Raw genomic sequence first — 20,887 nt, forward strand, 5'->3', positions numbered from 1 at the left:
CGGTAGAGGAATGGAACGGGAGGAGGCCCGACTCTGAGCCTATACTGAGTCGGGCTGGGCTGTCAGGGAGTGCACTTGCCGCAGCAGGTGCCCGAGGCGTGGCGCAGTTGTCGGGCGATATTGTCCTTGAGGGCAACGCGCTCGAGCTTGAGTGTGTTGAGCGCTGCGTCGTCGAGTCGCTCGATCCCGTCCTCTACCCGGCAGATGTGCTTGTCCAGGGTTTCATAGGCTTCTGCCAGCGCGGCGAAGCGGTGGTCGTCCTGCTTGAGTTGATGCAACTGGTCGCGCCATTCGGCGAAGTCATGGGTCAGTGCGTGATGTTCGACGTGCATGTACGGGCTCCTTCTGGCGATGGGTACAGAGCTTACGCCATCGGTTTTTTCCGCCATTGACGGGGATCAAAGCCACGAACTTGAGGTCAGACGTGGAGGTGATGGCTTAATGCCTTTATGTCGGGTTTCCTGATCAGGTTTTAATCATGCAGTTATCAGAGGGCGCTTGATGAGCACACAAGCACAGGCGGTATGCCAAGCATGCCGCGACGGTCGTGCACTGGATTTCTCCATCAGCATGGCGTTTCAGCCGATCGTCGATCTGGCCAGCGGCGGCGTATTCGCCCATGAGGCGCTGGTGCGTGGGCTGGCGGGCGAGGGTGCCGGCCAAGTGCTGGCCCGGGTGACCGACGAGAACCTCTACAGCTTCGATCAGGCCTGCCGAACCCGCGCTCTTGAATGGGCCGGCCAGCTGGGAATGCAGAGCCGGTTGTCGATCAATTTCATGCCCAATGCCGTGTACAAGCCGGAAACCTGCATCCGTGCCACCCTCGCTGCTGCGAAACGGGTCGAGTTTCCCATCGAACAGATCATTTTCGAGGTGACCGAGCAGGAGCGGGTACGCGACACCGAGCACCTGCTGCGCATTCTGCATGTCTACCGGCAGATGGGCTTTCGCACCGCGATTGATGATTTTGGCGCGGGCTATGCCGGCCTGAACCTGCTGGCCGACTTTCAGCCGGACCTGATCAAGCTGGACATGCACCTGATCCGCCACCTGGACCGCGATCCGGTCCGTCAGACCCTGGTGGAAGGCATTCTGGAGATGTGTCGGCGGCTGGGTATTCAGGTCATCGCCGAAGGCGTGGAGACGCTGGAAGAGTCCCGCGCGTTGCGGGAGCGCGGGGTGGACCTGCAGCAAGGGTATCTGTTTGCCCGACCCGCGTTCCAGGCGCTGCCGGAGATCTTCCTGCCTTGAATCAGGGACGCGCCAGGCCGTTGAGCTCGCCACGGGCGAGGCGCTCGACACTGTTGCCGAGGCGGTCGGTCAGGGTCAGGTCGGCGCCCTGTTCACGAAGCGCCTCGAGCAGCTCCGCCCGCTGGAACAGCGCCGCGTACATCGCCGCCGTCTGGCCGTTGGCGTTGCGCTGGTCGGGGCTGCACGCGGCACTCATCAGGCGCCGGGCAATGCGGATCTCGCCCTTGAAGATCGCCCCCATCAGGGCCGTGTTGCCCTGAAGGTCCTGGATGCAGGGGTCCGCTCCGGCCTCCAGCAGGCGCTCCACGCTGTCGCGATGGCCGTGGTAGGCGGCCAGGATCAGCGCCGTGTAGCCCTTGGCGTCGGTGACGTTCAGATCGAACCCGGCACCGATGAATTCCTCCAGCATGGCCTGGTCGCCGGTGCGGGCAGCGTGCAGCAGATAGCCGCGCAGTTGCTGCTCGACCGAAGGCCCCTCGGTGCCGGCCGCGCCTGCATGGGACAGCCCGGTCACCAGCAAGGCGCAGATGAATATCAGGGTTTTCATGTCTGCCTCCCGTGAACAACCCGGCGCGCAGGCGGCCGGGTTGCGGTTGCGGATAACGAAACGATCAGTCCTGCAGTTCCGCCGCCAGCGTCTTGACCCGGTTCAGGTCGGCCTTGGCCACCCTGGTCAGGCCTTCGCCGTACTCAGTGTCGGCCTTGTAGAAGAACGACAGCATGATGTGCTTGGCTTCATCGTCGGTCCGGGCCAGTTCGCCGCCCAGGGTGTTGATCAGGTCTTTCTTCTCCTTGGCGCTGAACGAGCGGTACAGCTCACCGGCCTGCTTGAAGTTCTGCTCGCGCTGGATCGGCGCCTGCTGGGTGGTGCCGCTCAGCGGAAGCTGGCTGTAGACCGCGCGAGGCGTTTCCTCGCGGTTCTCGCGCCGGCTCGGCTGGTAGTTGACGCTGGTGGTGGTCTGCCCGAAGTTCATCGCGCCGTCCTGATTGCCGTTGTTGACCTCGACCTGGGGCCGGTTGATCGGCAGGCTCAGGCCGTTGGTGCCGACCCGGTGCAGCTGGGTGTCGGCGTAGGCGAACAGGCGGCCCTGCAGCAGGCGATCTTCGGAGGGTTCGATACCCGGGACCAGGTTGGCCGGGGCCATGGCGACCTGCTCGGTTTCCTGGAAGATGTTCTGCGGGTTCCTGTTCAGCACCATCTGGCCGATCTTGCGCTCGGGTACGTCCGGCCAGATCTTGGTGGCGTCCAGCGGGTCGAACTCGAAGTCTGCCAGTTGCTCGGGCTTGAGTACCTGGACGTACAGGTCCCACTTGGGATGGTCGCCGCGGTCGATTGCCTCGATCAGGTCACGGCTCAGGTGGCTGTAGTCCTTGCCCTGCATGGCCTCGTTTTCCTTCGGGTCGAAGTTTCTGATGCCTTGCAGCGTGGCCCAGCGGAACTTCGCGTAATGCACCTCGCCCTGGTCGTTGACCAGCTTGTAGGCGTGCACGCCGTTGCCGTCCATCTGCCGGTAGCTGGCCGGGGTGCCCTGGTTGGAGTAGAGCAGGGTCAGGGTGCGGGTGGACTCGGGGTGGAACGACAGGAAGTCGAAGCGGCGGCTGTCGTCGTCGAGGTTGGTGCGTGGGTCCGGCTTGAACGAGTGCACCATGTCCGGGAACTTGATGGCGTCGCGGATGAAGAAGGTCGGGAAGTTGTTACCGACCAGGTCCCAGTTGCCGTCGGCGGTGTAGAACTTGGTGGCGAAGCCGCGTGGGTCACGCAGGGTCTCCGGCGAATGCAAGCCGTGGACCACGGTGGAGAAGCGCACGAACACGGGCGTGGTGCTGCCCTTTTCGAAGACCTTGGCCAGGGTCAGGTCGGAAATGTCCTCGGTGGCGGTGAACTCGCCGTGGGCGCCGGTACCGCGGGCATGGACCACGCGCTCGGGAATGCGCTCGCGGTCGAAGCGCTGCAGCTTCTGCAGCAGTTGCACGTCCTGCAGCAGGGCCGGGCCGTTGGGGCCGGCGGTCTGGGAGTTCTGGTTGTTGCCGACCGGGGCGCCGTTGTCGCGGGTCAGGGGGGCGGCCTGTGCCGACAGGCAGAGAAGGCTGGCAGCCAGGGCTCCGGCCCAGGCGCCGGTGGGTTGGGCGAACTTCATTATCATCGTCCTCGTTCCAGTTTTGGGGGCATGCTCATGCACAGCCAAACTAGAGCGAGAAAGGCGGCTTCGCTAAATTGAAAAGCTTCACCGGATCGATAGAAAAAATTCAATGCAATCAACGGATTGTGATTATCGCCCGAAAGCCTGCAGCTGAGAGCTGCCGAGATCCGGAACCCGCGCTTCGCTTGCAGGGTCTCTCGAAGCGGCTCCGGGGCGTATCGGGCGCATCCCGGCCCTGCACAGGAATCCCAGAGATGAGCTTTCTCAGCGAGTTCAAGGCCTTCGCCGTTCGCGGCAACGTGGTAGACATGGCGGTGGGCATCGTGATCGGCGCCGCCTTCGGCCGTATCGTTTCAACCTTCGTCGATGGCGTGATCATGCCGCCATTGGGACTGCTCATCGGCGGGGTGGACTTCTCCGACCTTGCGGTGGTGCTGCAGCAGGCTACCGCCGAGGCCCCGGCGGTTCTGCTGCGCTACGGTGCTTTCATCCAGACGGTGGTGGACTTCACCATCGTGGCGTTCGCGGTGTTCGTCGGGGTCAAGGTCATCAGCAGCCTCAGGCGCAAGGAGGCGGAGGAACCGAGCAGCCCGCCGGCACCGGGGCCGGAGGAGGTGCTGCTCGGGGAAATTCGCGATCTGCTCAGGGCGCAGCAGCGAAACGGCTGACACCCCCGGAGGGGCGCCAGCCGCGACGGGTCACTCCGGCTTGGGCGTGGTGGCAGTGCTAGGCGGGAGAATCGGGTAGGCCACCTGCGGCTGGTCACCGGTCAGGCTGTGCAGAAAGGCCGTGATGGAACTGACTTCGGTGGCGTTGAGCTCCCGACCGAGCTGGCTGTCACCCATTATCGCCACCGCCTGCTCCAGCTCCCAGACCTCGCCGCTGTGAAAGTACGGTGGGGTGAGAGCGACGTTGCGCAGCGGCGCGGCGCGGAATACGTACTCGTCGCTGGCCGTATTGGTCACGGCGAAGCGACCCTTGTCGCTTTCCGGCAGGATGTCGGCGCCCGGGCGCTTCACCACCCCGAACGGGAAGTAGTTCTGGCCGCCCAGGTTCACGCCGTTGTGGCAGGCGGTGCAGCCGGTGTCCATGAACAGCGCCAGACCCTTCTTCTGTTGCTCGTCGAGCGCGGCGTCATCACCAGCCAGGTAGCGGTCGAAGGGAGCGTTGGGAGTGATCAGGCCGACTTCGAATGCTTCCAGGGCATACGCCATGTTGTCGAAGCTGACCGGGTCCTTGTCGTTGGGGAAGGCCTGGGCAAAGGCCTCGGCATACTGGGGAATGCTCTTCAGCGTCTGAACCACGCGCTCGGGCGAATTGTTCATTTCGACGCTGGCCTGCACCGGGCCTTTGGCCTGCTCCTGAAGATCTTTGGCGCGACCATCCCAGAACTGGGCGGCGTTGAACACCGCGTTGAGTACTGTCGGCGAGTTGCGCGGGCCTTTCTGCCAGCCGTGGCCAATGGAGGTGGTGACATTGTCACTGCCGCCGATGCTCAGGTTGTGGCAGGTATTGCAGCTGATCACATGACTGCGCGAGAGACGAGGGTCGAACCAGAGCTGGTGGCCGAGGCGGGCCTGGTCTTCGCTCACCTGCTGGCCCCGCACCTCGGTGACCTTTTCCGGAATAGGCTTGAAAATGGCGTTGGCGCGGTCACGCAGTGCATCGGCGTTGGCGCCCTGGGCGACCAGTAAAGCGCTGCCGAGCAACAGGGGAATGGGTGGGCGCATGGAGCGACTCCTTGACGACTCGTGGGATACGGCTCTAGGAGGCCTTTTTCCAGCGGGGAAGGGGTTGACGTGGGTCAACCACAGCGGCGATTCCCGGCGGCTGATGTATTAATTCCTGGGCGATGCCCCCGGTCGATCCACCTTGCGTGGCCCCCCGGCGCGACGCCAGAATGGCGTTGTTCACAGGCCCAAGGCCTCTATCCAAGGATTACCAATGCCCGAGACCTTCGCTGCCAGCCTGCGCCTGGCACCTGATGCCCTGACCCGCCCGTTCAGCCCCTCGCAATTTCTCTTCGACACCACTGACGATCTCGAGCCCTTCCTTGGCGTGCTGGGACAGGAGCGTGCCGTGGAAGCCCTGCAGTTCGGCGTCGCCATGCCGCGTCACGGCTATAACGTGTATGTCATGGGCGAGCCAGGCACTGGCCGCTTCTCCTTCGTCAAGCGTTACCTGCAGGCCGAAGGCAAGCGCATGGACACGCCGGCGGACTGGGTCTACATCAATAATTTCGATGAGTCCCGCGAGCCGCGTGTCCTTCAACTGCCGTCGGGCACTGCGGGCGACTTCATCGACGACATCGACAAACTGATCGAAAACCTGCTGGCCACCTTTCCGGCCGTGTTCGAGCACCCCAGCTACCAGCAGAAGAAGAGCGCCATCGACCGCGCCTTCAACCAGCGTTACGACAAGGCCCTCGATGTGATCGAGAAGCTCGCCCTCGAGCACGATATAGCCTTGTACCGCGACAGCACCAATATCGCCTTCACCCCAATGAAGGACGGCAAGTCCATGGACGAGGCGGAGTTCGGCCAACTGCCCGACGCCGAACGCGAGCGCTACCATCAGGACATCACGGCGCTCGAGGAGCGGCTCAACGACGAGCTGTCGAGCCTGCCACAATGGAAGCGCGAGTCCACCAACCAGCTGCGCCAGCTCAACGAGGAGACCATTCGCCAGGCGTTGCAGCCGCTGCTGGCGCCGCTGTCGGAGAAGTATCAGGCGATCGCCGGGGTGGAAGCCTATCTGCAGGCGATGCAGCTGGACCTGCTGCGTACCGTGGTCGAGTACCTTGGCGACGAAGCCCGTAGCGAGCCGCAGGCGCGGACCTTGCTTGAGGAACAGTACGTCCCCAGCCTGGTGGTCGGTCACCCCTCGCAGGGTGGTGCGCCGATGGTGTTCGAGTCACACCCTACCTTCGACAACCTGTTTGGCCGAATCGAGTACAGCGCTGACCAGGGTGCGCTCTATACCAGCTATCGCCAGCTTCGCCCCGGTGCCCTGCACCGTGCCAATGGCGGTTTTCTGGTGCTGGAGGCCGAGAAGCTGTTCACCGAGCCCTTTGTCTGGGAGGCGCTCAAGCGGGCCCTGCAGACCAACCAGCTGAAGATGGAATCGCCTCTGGTGGAGCTGGGTCGGATCGCCACGGTGAGCCTCAACCCGGAGGTCGTCCCGCTCAAGCTGAAGATCATCATCATCGGCTCGCGGCAGCTGTACTACATGCTTCAGGAGGCCGATCCGGACTTTCAGGAGATGTTCCGGGTGCTGGTGGATTTCGACGAGGACATCCCCCTGCACGACGACTGCCTGGAGCAGTTCTCCCAGTTGCTCAAGACCCGCACCTCCGAAGAGAAGATGGCGCCGCTCACCGCCGCGGCGGTGGCGCGTCTGGCCACCTACAGTGCGCGCCTGGCCGAACACCAGGGTCGCCTCTCGGCACGCATCGGTGATCTCTTCCAGTTGCTCAGCGAGGCAGACTTCATTCGCTCGCTGGCCAAGGATTCGGTCACTGACGCCGGCCACATCGAACGCGCGCTGAAGGCCAAGGAGACTCGCACCGGCCGGGTGTCGGCGCGCATCCTCGACGACATCCTGGCCGGCATCATCCTCATCGACACCGAGGGCGCCGCCATCGGCCGCTGCAACGGCCTGACGGTGCTGCAGGTAGGTGATTCCGCGTTCGGCGTGCCGGCGCGCATTTCCGCCACGGTCTACCCGGGCGCATCGGGCATCGTCGACATCGAGCGTGAGGTCAACCTCGGTCAGCCGATTCACTCCAAGGGTGTGATGATCCTTACCGGTTACCTGGGCAGCCGCTACGCCCAGGAGTTTCCCTTGGCGATTTCGGCCAGCATCGCCCTGGAGCAGTCCTATGGCTACGTGGACGGCGACAGCGCCTCGCTCGGCGAGGTCTGCACCCTGATCTCGGCGCTTTCGCGTACGCCGCTCAAGCAGTGCTTCGCCATTACCGGCTCGATCAACCAGTTCGGCGAGGTGCAGGCGGTCGGCGGCGTCAACGAGAAGATCGAGGGGTTCTTCCGCCTCTGCCAGGCCCGTGGGCTGAACGGCGAACAGGGCGTGATCGTGCCTTTTGCCAACGTCACCACGCTGATGCTCGACGAGCAGGTGCTGGCGGCGGTGCGCGAGGAGCGCTTCCATGTCTACGCGGTGCGCCACGTCGACGAGGCCATGGCGCTGCTGGTGGGCGAGCCGGTGGGCGAGCTGGATCAGGAAGGCGCTTTCCCAGACGGCAGCATCAACGCGCGGGTGGTCGAGCGCTTGCGGGACATCGCCGAAATGGACATGCCAGCCGAGGAGCCCGCGGCCTCGACCACCCTCGCCGGCAAGGCGATGGGGTCTTCCCGGGGGGCAGAACAGGGGTAGGGCAGCACAGGGCAACGGAACGTTCAGCCACCGGGTGGGTCTGGAAGGTGTGAATTCCATCACTTTCCATTCACAAGGTTATCCACAGATTCTGTAGGTAACCGTGCTGCCCTGGACTCGTCGAAAGGACGCGCAGGCCAGCCGACAGCGAGGACCGCCGTCATGTCGCACACCCTGTGTCTGAGCCGCCAGTGCCTGGGTCTGGAGACCCGAATCGAATGTTCCATCCGGCCGCTGGCCAGCGGCCGCGGCCTCTGGACCCTGCTGTGCGCCGCTGGCCTGGCCGGCTCGCAACCCACCGCAGTCCGCGTACAGGGGCCGTTCTACGGGCCGCGCAAGGCCGAGGCGGTGCTTGAGGCCATCGCTCGCAATTTGATCGAGCAAGGCTACAGCGAAGGCACGGGGCCCTACATCTGGGAATTGCACATGCAGGCCGAGCTGCGCAAGGTCAATTCCGATCAGACCTTGCTCCCCGGTGGCTGGCAGTCCAGCCCGTGACCCCTCTGGCAGGCTGATCGCACGCACTTATCCACAGCGCTCGGGCTTCCCTTGGCAGGGCGACATGGACAAGATGGGCAAGCAGGCCAAGTCGACGCCTCGAGGGGCGCGGTGAGCGGGCAAAGGCCTCGGCCTGCGTTACGGGGCTGTGCTAGGCTGTCCGGCCTTTTCGCCTTACCGGGAGTCTCTCATTCATGTCCGAACTCGACCTCAACACCGACGAAGCGCGCGTCAGCTATGGCATCGGCCTTCAACTGGGCGGCCAGTTGCGTGACAACCCGCCGCCGGGTGCTTCGCTGGAGGCGATCCTGGGCGGCATCCGTGACGCCTTCACCGGCAATGGCACCCGTGTCGAACCCGAAGCGCTGAATGCGAGCTTCCAGGTGATCCGCGAACGCATGCAGGCTGAGTCGGCGGCGGAGACCGAAAGGGCCACCGCCGAGGGCAAGCAGTTCCTCGCCGAGAACGCCCAGCGCGAGGGCATCACCGTGTTGCCGTCGGGCCTGCAGTATGAAGTGCTGAGCACGGGCGAAGGTCCCAGGCCGGGGCGCGAAGATACCGTCCGCACCCACTACCACGGCACCCTGATCAACGGCAGTGTATTCGACAGCTCCTACCAGCGCGGTCAGCCCGCCGAGTTCCCGGTCGGCGGCGTGATCGCTGGCTGGACCGAAGCGCTGCAACTGATGAACGCCGGCAGCAAGTGGCGGCTGTTCGTGCCGAGCGAGCTGGCCTATGCTGGCCAGGCGGTCGGCAGCATCCCCGCCCACAGCGTACTGGTGTTCGACGTCGAACTGCTCGAAGTGCTCTGAGCCTGGCGCCGGGTGGCGCGTCCCCGCAAAGCGCCATCCGGCAGGTTCGATCTGCCGTTCCGGTCTTCAGCGCAGGGCCTGAGCGTAGGAATAGAGGAACAGGCTGCGTACCAGTTCCTTGAGCACCTGGGGCTCGCTCGACTCAAGGTCATGCAGGTCTAGCCCGCCCTGCTCACGCAGCTCTTCCAGTGTCTCTCCCTTGAGCAGGGCGCAGACTGCGCCGGTTTCCCGATGAAGAATCCGCAGGTAGGGATCGCGGCGGTCCAGCCAGGCGTCTATCAGATAGGTCATGAGGCTCATCTCCCGTAATGGTTAGATGAGAATAATTCCTATTACTGAAAACGCAAGGCGATCAGTTGCCTCGCGCTCGCCGGTCGTCAGTAGGTGCGTGCCACGGCGTAACGGGCGAGTTCGGCCAGAGTGTCGCGGTAGGGGCTCGGCGGCAGGGCGTCCAGGCAGGCGATGGCGCGCTCCGAATAGTCACGGGCCAGGCGCGAGGTGTAGTCCAGGGCGCCGCAGGCTTCCACCGCCTCGCAGATGCTCGACAGATTCTCGAGACCGCCTTTCTGGATGGCCTGGCGAACCAGGGCCGCCTGTTCCGGCGTGCCCTCGCGCATGGTGTAGATGAGCGGAAGGGTGGGCTTGCCTTCGGCGAGGTCGTCGCCGACGTTCTTGCCGAGGGTTTCGGCGTCGCCCTGATAATCCAGCAGGTCGTCAACGAGCTGGAAGGCAATGCCCAGGGAGTCGCCATACTGACGCAGGGCTTCGCGCTGCTCGGCGGGCGCTTCGGCCAGGGTGGCGGCGCTATGGGTCGAGGCCTCGAAAAGCATCGCGGTCTTGCCGCGGATGACTTCCATGTAGGTTTCCTCGGTGGTGCTGGCGTCTCGCACCTTGGTCAGCTGCAATACCTCGCCTTCGGCGATCACGCGGGTGGCCTGGGAGATGATCTCCATCACCGGCATCGAGCCGAGCCTGACCATCATCTCGAAGGAGCGCGCATAGAGGAAATCGCCCACCAGTACGCTTGGGGCGTTGCCCCACATGGCATTGGCGGTGGAGCGCCCACGGCGCATGCCGGACATGTCGACCACGTCATCATGCAGCAGGGTGGAGGTATGCAGGAACTCGATGATCGCCGCCAGCAGGCGCAGGCGTTCGCCGGAGACGCCGACTGCGTTGCCACCCAGTAGTACCAGCAGCGGGCGCAGGCGCTTGCCGCCAGCGGAGATGATGTAGTCTCCGATCTTTTCCACCAGGGGTACGCGGGAAGAAAGCTGCTGGCGGATGATGCCGTCGATGGCGTCGAAATCTTCCGACACGACCTGGTAGAAAGACTGGGGTTGCATCGCGGACGGGTGCTCCTCGGAGGTTGCGCGGCATGCTAGGGGGCGGGTTCCGGCCTGTCAAGGCAAGGCCCGGCGGCTATTGCGCAGCCTCTGGTGCTTGCGTACAATCGCGGCCCTTAACTTCCCCCATGGGCATTCCCTGCCTCCACAATTGCACGGCGTCGCTTCGGCCCCATGCAGCCATGCCAGCCACCAATTCATTCTTATCAAGCGCTGGGTGAGCAGGTTCAACGGAGAAACATGATGTACGCAGTTATCGTAACCGGCGGCAAGCAATACAAGGTCGCCGAGGGCGAATTTCTGAAGGTCGAGAAGCTCGAGATCGGTGCCGGCGAGTCCGTGACCTTCGATCGCGTGCTGCTGATCGGCAACGGCGACGATGTGCAGATCGGTGCACCTGTGGTCGAGGGCGCCAAGGTTACCGCGGAAGTGGTAAGCCAGGGTCGGCACGACAAGATCCGCATCATCAAGTTCCGTCGTCGTAAGCACCACATGAAGCGTCAGGGCCACCGTCAGTGGTTCACTGAGATCAAAATCACCGGTATCCAGGCCTGATTTCGGTCGGGATCCCTTTTTAGGAGTATTGAACTCATGGCACACAAAAAAGCTGGCGGTTCCACCCGCAACGGCCGCGACTCGGAAAGCAAACGCCTTGGCGTGAAGATGTACGGCGGTCAGGCTGTTCGTGCAGGCAACATCCTCGTGCGTCAGCGCGGCACTCAGTTCCACCCCGGTTACGGCGTGGGTCTGGGCAAGGATCACACCCTGTTCGCAAAGCTGGACGGCGTGGTCAAGTTTGAAGTGAAGGGTGCTTTCGGTCGTCGGTACGTCAGTATCGCAACCGCCTAAGCATTGCTTCGCGGAAAAAGCCCTGTCGCCTAGACGGGGCTTTTTCGTTTTCAGGTTCCAGGGTTTGTAGGTCGGCCGTCCAGCGGCGGCGTCAGTGGCGATATCCGGGCGGGCCGGGCTGTCGTATTGCAAGCAGGACCGTTCCCGTTCACATGACCCGCTGCTACAGCGGAGGCGTATCCATGAAATTCGTCGATGAAGTATCGATTTTTGTAAAGGCCGGTGACGGCGGCAACGGCATGATGAGCTTTCGGCGCGAGAAGTTCATCGAAAAGGGCGGCCCCAACGGCGGCGACGGCGGCGATGGCGGCTCGGTGTTTCTCGAGGCGGTCGAAAACCTCAACACCCTGGTCGACTACCGCTATACCCGGCGCTTCCAGGCGGCCAATGGCCAGAAGGGGGGCAGCACCGACTGCACCGGCGCCAAGGGTGACGACCTGATTCTGCCGGTGCCGATCGGTACCACGGTGATCGATGCCTCCACCCAGGAAATCATCGGGGACCTGACTCGCGCCGGCCAGCGCCTGATGGTGGCCCAGGGCGGCTGGCACGGGCTGGGCAATACCCGCTTCAAGTCCAGTACCAACCGCGCACCGCGCCAGACCACTCCAGGCAAGCCGGGCGAGTCGCGGGATCTCAAGCTGGAGATGAAGGTGCTGGCCGACGTGGGTCTGCTCGGCCTGCCGAATGCCGGCAAGAGCACCCTGATCCGCTCCGTTTCGGCCGCCAAGCCGAAGGTGGCCGATTATCCTTTCACCACCCTGGTGCCTAACCTGGGCGTGGTCAGTGTCGGGCCGTACAAGAGCTTTGTGGTCGCCGACATCCCTGGCCTGATCGAGGGTGCCGCCGAGGGTGCTGGTCTGGGGATTCGCTTTCTCAAGCACCTGACCCGGACCCGTCTGTTGCTGCACCTGGTGGACATGGCGCCGCTGGACGGCAGCGATCCGGCAGACGACGCGGAAACCATCCTCAACGAGCTGTCGAGGTTCAGTCCGGCCCTGGTCGAGCGTGACCGCTGGCTGGTCTTGAACAAGGCCGACCAATTGCTCGAAGACGAGCGCGAGGAGCGTCTGAAGGCGGTGGTGGAGCGCTTGCAGTGGACCGGTCCGGTGTTTGTCATTTCCGCCCTCGAGCGTGAAGGGACCGAGGCGCTGAGCCAGGCCATCATGCGCTATCTCGACGAGCGCACGCTGCGGATCGAGGAAGACCCGGCCTTCGCCGAGGCGTTGGCCGAGCTGGACCAGCGCATCGAGGACGAAGGGCGTGCGCGTCTGCAGGAGCTGGACGATCGTCGAGCGTTGCGTCGGGCCGGAGTCAAGCCGGTGGGTGAGGAGGACGATGACTTCGACGGCGACGACGATGATGACGAGGACGGCGCGGAAATCATCTACGTGCGCTGAGTCGGCGGCGTACTGGTGGATAACGGTATGGATCGAGGCGAGAGCATGCGGGACAAGGTGACCGGCGCCCGGCGCTGGGTGGTGAAGATCGGCAGTGCTCTGTTGACCGCGGACGGCAAGGGGCTGGATGAGGCGGCCATGGCGGTCTGGGTCGAGCAGATGATTCTCTTGCGCGACGCGGGGGTCGAGTTGGTGCTGGTCTCTTCCGGTGCGGTCGCCGCCGGCATGAGCCGGCTGGGCTGGACAGCCCGGCCAAAGGCGGTGCATGAACTGCAGGCCGCGGCCGCGGTGGGGCAGATGGGGCTGGTGCAGGCCTGGGAGTCCAGTTTTGCCCGGCGTGGTCGGCCCACCGCGCAGATTCTCCTGACCCACGACGACCTGTCCGATCGCAAGCGTTACCTGAATGCCCGCAGCACGCTGCGGACCCTGCTCGATCTGGGCGCCATTCCGGTGATCAACGAGAACGACACCGTGGTCACTGACGAGATCCGCTTTGGTGACAACGACACCCTGGCGGCGCTGGTGGCGAATCTGGTCGAGGCCGACCTGCTGGTCATTCTTACCGATCGTGACGGCATGTTCGACGCCGACCCGCGCAGCAAGCCCGACGCCACCCTTATCAGCGAGGCGCGCGCCGATGATCCGGCCCTGGATGAGGTGGCCGGCGGCAGCGGAGGCGCGCTCGGTCGTGGCGGCATGCAGACCAAGCTGCGCGCGGCGCGGCTGGCGGCGCGCTCCGGCGCGCACACGGTGATCGCTGGCGGTCGTATCGATCAGGTGCTTACCCGGCTCAGGCAGGGTGAGCGACTCGGTACGTTGCTGGCGCCCGAGCGCAATCGCCATGCGGCGCGCAAGCAGTGGCTCGCCGGTCACTTGCAGATGCGTGGCACGCTTGGTCTGGATGCCGGTGCGGTGCTGGCGTTGCGGCAGGGGCGCAGTCTGCTGCCGGTGGGGGTCAGGTCGGTGGTCGGCAACTTCCGACGGGGTGAAATGGTCGTCTGCAAGGGGCCGGACGGTGCCGAGGTGGCGCGCGGATTGGTCAACTACAGTGCCTTGGAGGCGCAGAGGATACTCGGCCGGTCGTCCGAGGAGATCGAGCGTCTGCTGGGCTACGTCGATGAGCCGGAGATGGTGCATCGCGACAACATGATCCTGCTCTGAGGTAATCCATGCGTCTGGCTTCCTGTCTCGCCGTGCTCCTGCTGACCTTGCCGCTGGCCGCCCAGGCGCGACAGATCGGGGAGGTGGACACAGCATTCAAGCTCATCGGGCCGAACCACAAGATCATCGTCGAGGCCTTCGACGACCCCAAGGTCGAGGGCGTGACCTGCTACCTGTCGCGGGCCAGAACCGGTGGCATCCGGGGTGGGCTGGGGGTTGCCGAGGATCGTGCCGAGGCGTCCATCGCCTGCCGCCAGGTGGGGCCGATCAGCCTCGCGGCCGATCTTCGCGATGGCGAGGAGGTGTTCCGCGAGCGGGCCTCCCTGGTGTTCAAGACGATGCAGGTGGTGCGCTTCCATGACCGCGAGCGCAATGCCCTGGTGTATCTGGTCTACAGCGATCGGCTGATCGATGGCAGTCCGCAGAACGCCGTCACCGCCGTGCCGATCATGCCCTGGGGTACCTCGCCGGGTCGCTAGCCAGTTGCCGCGCTCCGGCCTGCTCGGCCGCAAGCGATTGGGCGCTACCGCCTTATTCTGCACCCCGCTCGTCCAGGTCAGGCCAGGAAATCAGGAAGTGAAGGCACAAAAAAACCGGCGCTAGGCCGGTTCTTTCTGCATCATCACGCTCAGGCAGCAGCGGCTTCGCCGAGGGCCTTGATGTGAGCGTTCAGGCGGCTCTTGTGACGAGCGGCCTTGTTCTTGTGGATGATGCCCTTGTCGGCCATGCGGTCGATGACCGGAACAGCGGCGACGTAAGCGGTCTTGGCTTTTTCCAGGTCCTTGGCGTTGAGCGCCTTGACTACGTTCTTGATGTAGGTGCGGACCATCGAGCGCAGGCTAGCATTGTGGCTGCGACGCTTCTCAGCCTGAATTGCGCGTTTTTTGGCGGAAGGGCTGTTGGCCACCGTCGAACTCCTCGAATGCTTTTTTTGGGGTTAAGCAGATAAATAAGGCCGCGAATCATGCCCAGCCTGCGGATCGATGTCAAGCCCATCCGCTGGCCGGTCCGGGGCTGGCCGGACGGGCGGGGCGCGGCTAAACTCGCCGCCTCGTTGCTGGTCTGAGCGCCCTGTCAGGAGCCCTTTGCCGGCATGTCGCCGCGGGCTTCGCCTTGCCTGACCCGGCGCTGCTCGATCCAGGATCCCCGATGTCCGAAAAAACCGCCAAAGGCGGACTGCTGCGCTCTGGCGCGGTGGTCAGCGTAATGACCCTGATGTCCCGCGTGCTCGGTATGGTGCGGGACATGGTGGTGGCCAACTATTTTGGCTCCGGGGCAGCGGCAGATGCGTTTTTCATCGCCTTCAAGATTCCCAATTTCCTGCGCCGGCTGTTTGCCGAAGGGGCTTTCGCCCAGGCCTTCGTGCCGGTGCTTTCGGAGTATCGCACCAAACGCAGCCTGGCCGACGTCAAGGTGCTGGTCGACCGCACGGCGGGCATGCTCGGCCTGATCCTCGCGGGACTCACGCTGATCGGCGTCCTCGGCGCTCCCTATCTGGTGATGCTGTTCGCGCCGGGCTTTCACAACGATCCGGAAAAGCTCGCCCTCGCCGGTGACCTGCTGCGCATCACCTTTCCCTACCTGTTGCTGATCTCCCTGACCGCCTTCACCTCGGCGGTACTCAACAGCTACGGGCGCTTTGCGGTGCCTGCCTTTACCCCGGTGCTGCTGAATGTCAGCATGATCGCTTCGGCCGTGTTCCTGACCCCCTATTTCGAGCAGCCCATCACCGCGCTGGCGTGGGGTGTGTTCATCGCCGGGGTGGTGCAGTTGAGCTTTCAGCTTCCGTACGTGGCCCGGCTCGGGTTGCTGCCAGTGCCGCGGATCAAGCCGCGCGACGAGGGCGTGCGTCGTATCCTGCTGCTGATGGTGCCGGCGCTGTTCGGTGTCTCGGTAAGCCAGATCAACCTGTTGCTCGATACGGTGCTGGCGTCCTTTCTGCAGACCGGGAGCGTGTCCTGGCTGTACTACGCCGACCGGCTGTCGGAGTTGCCGCTGGGCGCCTTTGGCATCGCCATCGGCACGGTGATCCTGCCCAGCCTGTCGCGGCAGCACGCCAGCGCCGATCCCAAGGCCTTCTCCGCTACCCTCGACTGGGCCCTGCGCATGGTGCTGCTGGTGGGGGTGCCGGCCGCCGCCGCACTGGGGATTCTCGCCGAGCCGCTGATTGCCGGGCTGTTCTATTACGGCGCGATGACCGAAGAGGCCGTGGTGCAATCAGCAAGGGCATTGCAGGCGTATTCGCTGGGCGTACTGGCATTCATGCTGATCAAGGTGCTGGCGCCAGGTTTCTTCGCCCGCCAGGACATGAAGACGCCGGTGCGCATCGCGGTGACCTGCATGATCGTCAACATGGTGCTCAACCTGATCCTGATCTGGCCGCTGCAGCACGTCGGCCTGGCGCTGGCAACCTCGCTGTCGTCACTGCTCAACGCGCTGCTGCTGTTCTTCGGGTTGCACCGGAGCGGCATCTATCGCCCGGCTGCCGGCTGGGGGGCGTTCGCGCTGCGCCTGGCTGGCGGGTCGCTGGCCATGGTTGCCATCATTCTCTGGCTCAACGTCCCCTCGGCGGAGTGGTTTGCCTGGGGCTGGGAGCGGCGCGCCTTGCAACTGGCGTTGTTGGTCGGTGCCGGCATCGGTGCCTTCGCGCTGGGCCTGGTGGCGCTGGGGCTGCGCCCACGGCATTTGCGACATTGAGCCGGGCGCCCGGCACCTTGCGCGACCCTTGCAGGTTTAATCGTCCCTGGCATCGGGCAAGCCTGTCCGTGGCGCGCGGCTCATGGGTATAATCGCCCACTTTATGAACAGATAGTGCTGTATGCAGCTGGTTCGAGGTCTTCACAACCTGCAACCCGAGCATCGCGGTTGCGTCGCCACCATCGGTAATTTCGACGGCGTGCACCGGGGGCATCAAGCCATCCTGGCGCGTTTGCGCGCGCGCGCGGTGGAGCTGGGCGTCCCCAGCTGCGTGGTGATCTTCGAGCCGCAACCGCGAGAATTCTTCGCCCCCGAGCAGGCCCCGGCCAGGCTCACCCGCCTTCGGGAGAAGCTGCGGCTGCTGGCCGAGCAGGGTGTCGACCGGGTGCTGTGCCTGGCCTTCAACCGCCGTCTGCGCGAGCTGAGCGCCGCGGACTTCGTGCATGCGGTGCTTGTCGAGGGGCTCGGTGTGCAGCACCTCGAGGTGGGCGACGACTTCCGTTTTGGCTGTGATCGGGCCGGCGATTTCGCCTTTCTCACCCGCGCCGGGGTCAGCGAAGGCTTCTCGGTCGAGGCGGCGACCACCATCGAGGTGGCTGGCCAGCGGGTCAGCAGTAGCCGTCTGCGCCTGATCCTGGCCGAGGGCGATCTGGCCCTGGCCGAGAGGCTGCTGGGCCGGCCCTACGTCATCAGTGGCCGGGTGGTCTATGGTCAGCAGCTTGGTCGCCAGCTCGATGCGCCGACCGCCAACGTACAGCTCAAGCGGCGCCGCGTGCCGCTTTCCGGTGTATTCGTGGTTTCCGTCTGGCTGGAGGGGCAGCGCTGGCCGGCGGTCGCCAATATCGGCATGCGGCCCTCGGTCACCAGTGACGGCCTGCCGCATCTGGAAGTACACCTGCTGGACTATCGCGGTGACCTGTACGGTCGTCAGCTGGACGTGATCTTTCACGCCAAGCTGCGCGACGAGCAGCGCTTCGCCACATTGAAGGCGCTGCGCCAGGCAATCGCAACGGACATTGCTGCCGCCCGGGACTACTGGCGAGCATCAACACTTCTCATTGAGCCAGGATCGAAATGACCGACTACAAAGCAACCCTCAATCTGCCCAAGACGGACTTTCCCATGAAGGCCGGTCTGCCCCAGCGCGAGCCGCAGATCCTGCAGCGCTGGAACAGCCTCGACCTGTATCGGAAGCTTCGCCAGATCGGCGAGGGTCGCCCGAAGTTCGTCCTGCACGACGGTCCGCCCTACGCCAACGGCAACATCCACATCGGCCATGCGGTGAACAAGGTCATCAAGGACATGATCGTCCGCTCCAAGACCCTAGCCGGTTTCGATGCGCCCTACGTGCCGGGCTGGGACTGTCACGGCCTGCCCATCGAGCACAAGGTGGAGGTCACCCACGGCAAGAACCTGCCGGCGGACAAGACCCGCGAACTGTGCCGCGCCTATGCCGCCGAGCAGATCGAGGGGCAGAAGGGGGACTTCATCCGTCTCGGCGTGCTCGGCGACTGGGACAACCCCTACCGCACCATGGACTACGCCAACGAGGCCGGCGAAATCCGCGCCCTGGCCGAAATGGTCAGGAAGGGTTTCGTCTTCAAGGGCCTGAAGCCGGTGAACTGGTGCTTCGACTGCGCCTCGGCGCTCGCCGAGGCGGAAGTGGAGTACCAGGACAAGAGTTCCGACGCCATCGATGTGGCCTTCCCGGTGGAGGATGCCGACAAGCTCGCCGCAGCCTTTGGCCTCGCCAGCCTGCCCAAGCCCGCCGCCATCGTCATCTGGACCACCACGCCCTGGACCATCCCGGCCAACCAGGCGCTGAACGTCCATCCTGAATTCGCCTACGCCCTGGTGGATACCGGGGAGCGCCTGCTGGTACTGGCCGAGGAACTGGTGGAGGGCTGCCTCAAGCGCTACGAGCTGGAAGGGCAGGTGCTGGCTATCACCTCCGGCGAAAAGCTGGAGCTGATCCGCTTCCGCCACCCGTTCTACGAGCGTCTGTCGCCGGTTTACCTCGCCGACTATGTGGAGCTGGGCGCCGGCACCGGCATCGTTCACTCCGCCCCGGCCTATGGCGAGGACGATTTCCGTTCCTGCAAGGGCTACGGCATGCAGAACGACGAGATCCTCAGTCCGGTACAGAGCCATGGCGTCTACGTCGACTCGCTGCCGTTCTTTGGCGGCCAGTTCATCTGGAAGGCCAACCCGGCCATCGTCGAGAAGCTGCGTGAAGTCGGCAGCCTGCTCAAGCACGAGCGTATCCAGCACAGCTACATGCATTGCTGGCGGCACAAGACGCCGCTGATCTACCGCGCCACCGCCCAGTGGTTCGTCGGCATGGACAGGCGGCCCAACGAAGGCGCCAGCCTGCGCGAGCGCGCCCTGGCGGCCATCGAGCAGACCGATTTCGTCCCCGCCTGGGGCCAGGCGCGACTGCACGGCATGATCGCCGGCCGCCCGGACTGGTGCATCTCGCGCCAGCGTACCTGGGGCGTGCCGATCCCGTTCTTTCTGCACAAGGCCAGCGGCGAACTGCATCCGCGCACCGTCGAGCTGATGGAAGCGGTGGCACAGCGCGTCGAGCAGGGCGGCATCGAAGCCTGGTTCAGGCTCGAGCCGGCCGAACTGCTGGGCCAGGAGGCCGGCGAATATGACAAGGTCAGCGACACCCTGGACGTCTGGTTCGACTCCGGCACCACGCATTGGCATGTAATGCGCGGTTCGCACCCGATGGGCCACGAAAGCGGTCCGCGTGCAGACCTCTACCTGGAAGGCTCCGACCAGCATCGCGGCTGGTTCCATTCCTCGTTGCTGACCGGCGCGGCCATCGACGGCCATGCGCCGTACAAGGGCCTGCTCACCCACGGCTTCACCGTGGACGAGAACGGCCGCAAGATGTCCAAGTCCCTCGGCAACGTGATCGCTCCTCAGCAGGTCACCGACACCCTGGGTGCTGACATCCTGCGCCTGTGGGTCGCCGCCACCGACTATTCGGGCGAGATGGCCGTGTCCCAGCAGATCCTCCAGCGCAGCGCCGACGCCTACCGGCGGATTCGCAACACGGCGCGCTTCCTGCTCTCGAACCTCGACGGCTTCGACCCGGCGCAGCACCTGGTGCCGAACGATCAGCTGATCGCCCTGGACCGCTGGGCCATCGACCGCGCGTTGCTGCTGCAGCGGGAAATCGGCGAGGCCTACGACAGCTACCGCTTCTGGAACGTGTACCAGAAAGTGCACAACTTCTGCGTGCAGGAGCTGGGCGGTTTCTACCTCGACATCATCAAGGACCGCCAGTACACCACCGGTGCCGACAGCTTGCCGCGGCGTTCCTGCCAGACCGCGCTGTACCACATCGCCGAGGCCCTGGTGCGCTGGATCGCGCCGATCCTGTCGTTCACCGCCGACGAGATCTGGCAGTATCTGCCGGGCGAGCGCAACGAGTCGGTGATGCTCAACACCTGGTATGAAGGTTTGCCCGAACTGCCCGAAGGCACCGAGCTGGGCCGCGAGTACTGGGACCAGGTCATGGTCGTGAAGGCTGCGGTGAACAAGGAGCTGGAAAACCAGCGCGCCGCCAAGACCATCGGTGGCAACCTGCAGGCCGAAGTCACCCTGTACGCCGAAGAAAGCCTCAAGGCCGGTCTGGAAAAGCTTGGCGACGAGCTGCGCTTCGTGCTGATCACTTCCGGCGTGGCCCTGCGCCCACTCGCCGAGGCGCCGGCCGGGGCCGTCGAGAGCGAGCTGCCGGGCCTCAAGCTGAACGTGACCAAGTCCGCCGACCCCAAGTGCGGTCGCTGCTGGCACCACCGCCCGGACGTCGGCACCCATGCCGGCCACGAAGAGATCTGTGGTCGCTGCGTGGACAACATCGATGGCGAAGGCGAGGTCCGTCACTATGCGTGATGGCCTTGCCCGCGCACTCCACGGCGAGGGAGTTCAGGCTGCCTTGTTCGCGAGCAAGCTCGCTCCTACAGGGGACAAAGGGCAGCTGTACCTCCTCTCATGCTTTCGTAGGAGCGAGCTTGCTCGCGAAAGCGATGCCCGCGCATTCCATGGAGAGGGCATTCAGGCACCTTTGTTCGCGAGCAAGCTCGCTCCTACAGGAGCGAATGGGCAGCCGTACCTTCTCTCATGCTTTCGTAGGAGCGAGCTTGCTCGCGAAAGCATTGCCCGCGCACTCCACCAAGAGGCAATCCTGACACCTTTCTTCGCGAGCAAGCTCGCTCCTACAGGAGCGAATGGGCAGCCGTACCTCCTCTCATGCTTTCGTAGGAGCGAGCTTGCTCGCGAAAGCATTGCCCGCGCACTCCACCAAGAGGCAATCCTGACACCTTTCT

General features: G+C 64.4%; 20 protein-coding genes. 13 read left to right on the forward strand and 7 right to left on the reverse strand.

All coding sequences use genetic code 11. The annotated features are described in order from the left end of the window. Window positions 1-62 precede the first annotated feature (62 nt). Window positions 63-332 carry a YdcH family protein gene (locus tag ACFOMF_RS13205; RefSeq protein WP_386365558.1) on the reverse strand — a complete coding sequence of 90 codons (270 nt, stop codon included), beginning with the start codon at window positions 330-332 and terminating at the stop codon, window positions 63-65. A 169-nt stretch (window positions 333-501) separates the two neighbouring features. Here ACFOMF_RS13205 and ACFOMF_RS13210 point away from each other — a divergent pair, with 169 nt between their 5' ends. Continuing rightward, window positions 502-1,251 (forward strand): EAL domain-containing protein, encoded by a 750-nt coding sequence (locus tag ACFOMF_RS13210; protein WP_386365560.1) that lies wholly within the window; start codon window positions 502-504, stop codon window positions 1,249-1,251. A 1-nt stretch (window position 1,252) separates the two neighbouring features. Here ACFOMF_RS13210 and ACFOMF_RS13215 read toward each other — a convergent pair whose 3' ends face one another. Both ACFOMF_RS13215 and ACFOMF_RS13220 read right to left on the reverse strand, forming a co-directional pair. Continuing rightward, a complete protein-coding gene (locus tag ACFOMF_RS13215) occupies window positions 1,253-1,798 on the reverse strand; it encodes an ankyrin repeat domain-containing protein (protein WP_386365562.1) in 546 nt (181 codons plus the stop codon). Between the two features lie 64 nt (window positions 1,799-1,862). After that, window positions 1,863-3,389: a catalase gene (locus ACFOMF_RS13220; RefSeq protein WP_386365564.1), complete on the reverse strand. Its 1,527-nt coding sequence runs from the start codon at window positions 3,387-3,389 to the stop codon at window positions 1,863-1,865. 257 nt (window positions 3,390-3,646) lie between these two features. Here ACFOMF_RS13220 and mscL point away from each other — a divergent pair, with 257 nt between their 5' ends. After that, window positions 3,647-4,060, forward strand: a complete 414-nt coding sequence (mscL, locus tag ACFOMF_RS13225) for a large-conductance mechanosensitive channel protein MscL (protein ID WP_386365566.1) — start codon at window positions 3,647-3,649, stop codon at window positions 4,058-4,060. 30 nt (window positions 4,061-4,090) lie between these two features. Here the strand turns inward: mscL and ACFOMF_RS13230 are convergent, their stop codons facing one another. After that, the gene (locus ACFOMF_RS13230; RefSeq protein WP_386365568.1) at window positions 4,091-5,122 is read right to left on the reverse strand and encodes a cytochrome-c peroxidase; all 1,032 of its coding nucleotides are present in this window, start codon (window positions 5,120-5,122) and stop codon (window positions 4,091-4,093) included. Between the two features lie 214 nt (window positions 5,123-5,336). Between ACFOMF_RS13230 and ACFOMF_RS13235 the strand changes: the two genes are divergently transcribed. The 3 genes from ACFOMF_RS13235 (at window position 5,337) to ACFOMF_RS13245 (ending at window position 9,094) form a co-directional block, all read left to right on the forward strand. Then, window positions 5,337-7,784 carry a Lon protease family protein gene (locus tag ACFOMF_RS13235; protein WP_386365570.1) on the forward strand — a complete coding sequence of 816 codons (2,448 nt, stop codon included), beginning with the start codon at window positions 5,337-5,339 and terminating at the stop codon, window positions 7,782-7,784. A gap of 162 nt (window positions 7,785-7,946) precedes the next feature. Next, complete coding sequence (locus ACFOMF_RS13240; protein WP_386365571.1) at window positions 7,947-8,282, forward strand: PA4575 family protein; 336 nt, start codon at window positions 7,947-7,949, stop codon at window positions 8,280-8,282. A 194-nt stretch (window positions 8,283-8,476) separates the two neighbouring features. Then, window positions 8,477-9,094 (forward strand): FKBP-type peptidyl-prolyl cis-trans isomerase, encoded by a 618-nt coding sequence (locus ACFOMF_RS13245; protein WP_386365573.1) that lies wholly within the window; start codon window positions 8,477-8,479, stop codon window positions 9,092-9,094. Window positions 9,095-9,160: 66 nt separating this feature from the next. On the opposite strand, the gene ACFOMF_RS13250 is transcribed toward ACFOMF_RS13245, so the two are convergent. Further along, a complete protein-coding gene (locus tag ACFOMF_RS13250) occupies window positions 9,161-9,385 on the reverse strand; it encodes a PA4570 family protein (RefSeq protein WP_386365575.1) in 225 nt (74 codons plus the stop codon). An 86-nt stretch (window positions 9,386-9,471) separates the two neighbouring features. Continuing rightward, entirely contained in the window at window positions 9,472-10,440 is a 969-nt protein-coding gene (locus tag ACFOMF_RS13255; RefSeq protein WP_386365577.1) for a polyprenyl synthetase family protein, read from the reverse strand. Window positions 10,441-10,683: 243 nt separating this feature from the next. Between ACFOMF_RS13255 and rplU the strand changes: the two genes are divergently transcribed. From rplU to ACFOMF_RS13280, 5 genes are all read left to right on the forward strand, one after another. Further along, complete coding sequence (rplU, locus tag ACFOMF_RS13260; protein WP_386365579.1) at window positions 10,684-10,995, forward strand: 50S ribosomal protein L21; 312 nt, start codon at window positions 10,684-10,686, stop codon at window positions 10,993-10,995. A 36-nt stretch (window positions 10,996-11,031) separates the two neighbouring features. Further along, complete coding sequence (gene rpmA, locus ACFOMF_RS13265; RefSeq protein WP_386365580.1) at window positions 11,032-11,289, forward strand: 50S ribosomal protein L27; 258 nt, start codon at window positions 11,032-11,034, stop codon at window positions 11,287-11,289. A gap of 182 nt (window positions 11,290-11,471) precedes the next feature. Next, on the forward strand, window positions 11,472-12,689 hold the full coding sequence (cgtA, locus tag ACFOMF_RS13270) for an Obg family GTPase CgtA (RefSeq protein WP_386365583.1): 1,218 nt from the start codon (window positions 11,472-11,474) through the stop codon (window positions 12,687-12,689). A gap of 45 nt (window positions 12,690-12,734) precedes the next feature. Then, the gene (gene proB / locus ACFOMF_RS13275) at window positions 12,735-13,850 is read left to right on the forward strand and encodes a glutamate 5-kinase (protein ID WP_386365843.1); all 1,116 of its coding nucleotides are present in this window, start codon (window positions 12,735-12,737) and stop codon (window positions 13,848-13,850) included. An 8-nt stretch (window positions 13,851-13,858) separates the two neighbouring features. Then, complete coding sequence (locus ACFOMF_RS13280; protein WP_386365585.1) at window positions 13,859-14,329, forward strand: CreA family protein; 471 nt, start codon at window positions 13,859-13,861, stop codon at window positions 14,327-14,329. A gap of 149 nt (window positions 14,330-14,478) precedes the next feature. Here the strand turns inward: ACFOMF_RS13280 and rpsT are convergent, their stop codons facing one another. After that, complete coding sequence (gene rpsT / locus ACFOMF_RS13285; protein WP_386365587.1) at window positions 14,479-14,757, reverse strand: 30S ribosomal protein S20; 279 nt, start codon at window positions 14,755-14,757, stop codon at window positions 14,479-14,481. Window positions 14,758-14,999: 242 nt separating this feature from the next. Here rpsT and murJ point away from each other — a divergent pair, with 242 nt between their 5' ends. The 3 genes from murJ to ileS all read left to right on the forward strand — a co-directional run bounded on the left by murJ (window position 15,000) and on the right by ileS (window position 20,453). After that, the gene (gene murJ, locus ACFOMF_RS13290; protein ID WP_386365589.1) at window positions 15,000-16,547 is read left to right on the forward strand and encodes a murein biosynthesis integral membrane protein MurJ; all 1,548 of its coding nucleotides are present in this window, start codon (window positions 15,000-15,002) and stop codon (window positions 16,545-16,547) included. Between the two features lie 121 nt (window positions 16,548-16,668). Further along, window positions 16,669-17,625 carry a bifunctional riboflavin kinase/FAD synthetase gene (ribF, locus tag ACFOMF_RS13295; RefSeq protein ID WP_386365590.1) on the forward strand — a complete coding sequence of 319 codons (957 nt, stop codon included), beginning with the start codon at window positions 16,669-16,671 and terminating at the stop codon, window positions 17,623-17,625. Beyond that, entirely contained in the window at window positions 17,622-20,453 is a 2,832-nt protein-coding gene (gene ileS / locus ACFOMF_RS13300; RefSeq protein ID WP_386365592.1) for an isoleucine--tRNA ligase, read from the forward strand. The genes ribF and ileS overlap by 4 nt, the downstream gene beginning before the upstream one ends. Window positions 20,454-20,887: the final 434 nt, after the last annotated feature.

The sequence above is a fragment of the Stutzerimonas tarimensis genome, assembly GCF_042648805.1.
GTDB classification, from domain to species: domain Bacteria; phylum Pseudomonadota; class Gammaproteobacteria; order Pseudomonadales; family Pseudomonadaceae; genus Azomonas; species Azomonas tarimensis.